Genomic DNA, 2,681 nt, shown 5'->3' on the forward strand with positions numbered 1-2,681 from the left:
GAAGTCGGCGGATCCGACTTCCCACTCCCGCACCTCAACGCCAATGCGCTCGGGGCCCGCCGGCCTGCGACCCGGGATGTCCGGACTCGCCAAGTGGAACGGCACCGAATGGCGCTCGGCCGCCCCGTCCCGCGGCGAGGCGCCCTTGGACGGGTCTGGCACCTGGCCGGCTTCGCGATCCCCGAGCACCCCAGGCCCGCCAGGGACGCGCTGCGCGAGACGATCACCGGGCTCGGCGGGGCGCCCGTGCAGAACGACCTGTACGTGTCCCCACACGCCTGGGAAGCGGAGGTCGAGGAGGCGGCGGCGACCCTCGCGATGGGGCCGACCGTGATCCTGACCAGCCGCGACCTGCGCACCGGCGACCTCGCCGACACAGCCGACACGGCCGGCACCCCCGGCCCCCGCGCCCTCGCGCGTCGCTGGTGGCCGCTGGACGAGGCCGCCGAGCGCCACACCCGCCTGGCCGAGGTGGCTGCCGAACGTCTGGAGCAGCTCACGGCCCCGGGGATCTCCGGCACCGAGCAGCCGACGATCGCGATCGAGCTCGCAGTCGCGTTCACCGAGGCCGTCGAGCCCGGCCTGCTGCTCCCGCCGGAGCTGCTCCCCCAGCCTTGGCCGGGCACCGGGGCGCGCGAGCTGGTCGCCCGGCTGCTGGGCGCGGCTGTTCGGCGCCTACGCCGAGGCCCACGCGGAGGTCGTCGCGGCCGTCGTCGCCTGAAACCGGTGGGCGAAGAGCACGTTTGTCGGTCGGGAGTGGCAGGGTGGGGAGCATGTGCGGCCGTTTCGTCTCCACCACCACGCCCATGGACCTCGTCGGCCTCCTCGGCGAGCTCCGCTGGGATCCCGCCGAGGCCCTCGCCCCGAGCTGGAACGTCGCCCCGACCGATCCCGTCCCCGCGGTGCTCGAACGGGTCGACCGCGAGACGGGCGAGCTGCTGCGGCAGTTCCGGCCGCTGCGGTGGGGCCTCGTCCCGTCCTGGTCCAAGGACGCGTCCGGCGGCGCCCGCATGATCAACGCGCGCTCGGAGACGGTCCACGAGAAGCCCGCCTTCCGCAAGGCCTTCACCGCCCGGCGCTGCGTGATCCCGGCGGACGGCTACTTCGAGTGGCGCGAGGTGCCGGCGCGGGCCGACCGCAAGAAGTACAAGCAGCCGTACTTCCTCAGTACCGGCGCGGTGATGCTGATGGCCGGCCTGTACGAGTTCTGGCGCGACCGCACCCGCGACGAGGACGACCCGGCCGCCTGGCTCGCCACCGCGACCATCATCACCACCGACGCGACGGACACCGCCGGCCGCGTCCACGACCGCATGCCGCTCACGATCGCCCCCGACGACGTGCCCACCTGGCTCACCCCGGACGTCACCGACGTCACCGAGCTCCACCACCTGCTCCGCCGCCCCGCCGACGGCGCCCTGCGGGTGCGGGCGGTGTCGACGGCCGTCAACAGCGTGCGCTCCAACGGCCCGGAGCTGCTGGAGACGGCCGAGGACCCGTTGGGGCTGGCGGACTGACGGTGCACCGGATCGCCCGGCCTGCCCGACCACCACCCACCCGCCCGCACCGCGCCGACCTCGCGATCACGGGCACGAGGCTCCTCGCCAAGGCCGCCCGGTTGCGCACGGCCTGGCGCGACCAGCTGGTCCGCTACGCGACGGTCGACGACTTCGGGATGCCCGACGACTACCCGTTCGCCTCCACCGTCGACGTCTCCCACCTGCGGCCCGTCGCCGAGGGCCGGGCGGCCGAACTCGCCGAGGAAGGTCGGTACTTCCTGGAGACGATGCTCGAAGGCCCCGGCCGGGACCTGACGGTCTTCCGGGAGTACCTCACCTCGACGCTCACCGAGCACGGCCCGCTCCGGGTCAGCTTCGACTCCGACCTGCACCTGCCGTGGCCGATGCTCGCCGTCGACGGCGGCCCGGGCCAGGACGGGCGCCCCGACCCCTGGTCGGACTTCCTCGGCCACCGGCACCAGATCGAGCAGACCGGCACCGCCTACCCGCCGATCCAGCCGCCCTACCCGGCCCGCACCCGGCCGGTCACCAGCCTCAACACCGACGACACGCTCGACTCCATCGGCCGCGCCCCCGAGGTCCGCAAGCTGCTGGAGGACCGCTCGCACCTCACCGTCCGCACCGAGTCCCGCGGTCTGCTCGACGCGCTGTCGCGCGCGGTGCTGGACGAGGACGTCATGTACTTCTGGTGCCACGGCCAGTTCGTCGCCGACGGCTCCGCCTTCAAGCAGCTCGCCGTCCGGCTCTCCGACGACCGGCACATCGACGCCGACCTCGTGCGCCGCCACCGGCGCCGGCACCTGGACGCGCCGGAGGCGATGTTCCGGCCCTTCGTGCTGCTGAACGCCTGCCACACCGGGCAGTCCGCCGAAGGCGAACTCGAACACCTGGGGCGCGCGTTGGTCGACCTCGGGGCGGAGGGCGTGCTCGGCCCGCAGATCGAGATCCCGCAGGTGTTCGCCGCCGAGTACGCGCTCGCCTTCCTCGACCTCTACCTGGCCGGCGGGCTCACGGCGGGCGAGATCACCCAGACCCTCGTCCGGCGCTTCGCCCGCGAGCACGGCAACCCGCTCGCGCTGACCTACTCCCTGCACTGCGGCATCGACAGCATCCTGGAGCTCACCCCGTGATGACGCCATCAGCGGTCCGGCCCGTCACCGT

2 protein-coding genes and 1 pseudogene are annotated in these 2,681 nt (G+C 73.7%); all 3 read left to right on the forward strand.

Annotated features, from left to right (window positions below):
* Positions 1-108: 108 nt before the first annotated feature.
* Positions 109-336 (forward strand): annotated as a pseudogene (locus tag AB0O00_RS34920) (hypothetical protein); the annotation flags it as partial.
* A gap of 437 nt (positions 337-773) precedes the next feature.
* Complete coding sequence (locus tag AB0O00_RS34925) at positions 774-1,517, forward strand: SOS response-associated peptidase (protein ID WP_363658715.1); 744 nt, start codon at positions 774-776, stop codon at positions 1,515-1,517.
* A 2-nt stretch (positions 1,518-1,519) separates the two neighbouring features.
* Positions 1,520-2,650: a CHAT domain-containing protein gene (locus tag AB0O00_RS34930; protein WP_363658717.1), complete on the forward strand. Its 1,131-nt coding sequence runs from the start codon at positions 1,520-1,522 to the stop codon at positions 2,648-2,650.
* Positions 2,651-2,681: the final 31 nt, after the last annotated feature.

Origin of the sequence: Kitasatospora sp. NPDC093558 (assembly GCF_040683475.1) — a bacterium.
Lineage (GTDB): Bacteria > Actinomycetota > Actinomycetes > Streptomycetales > Streptomycetaceae > Kitasatospora.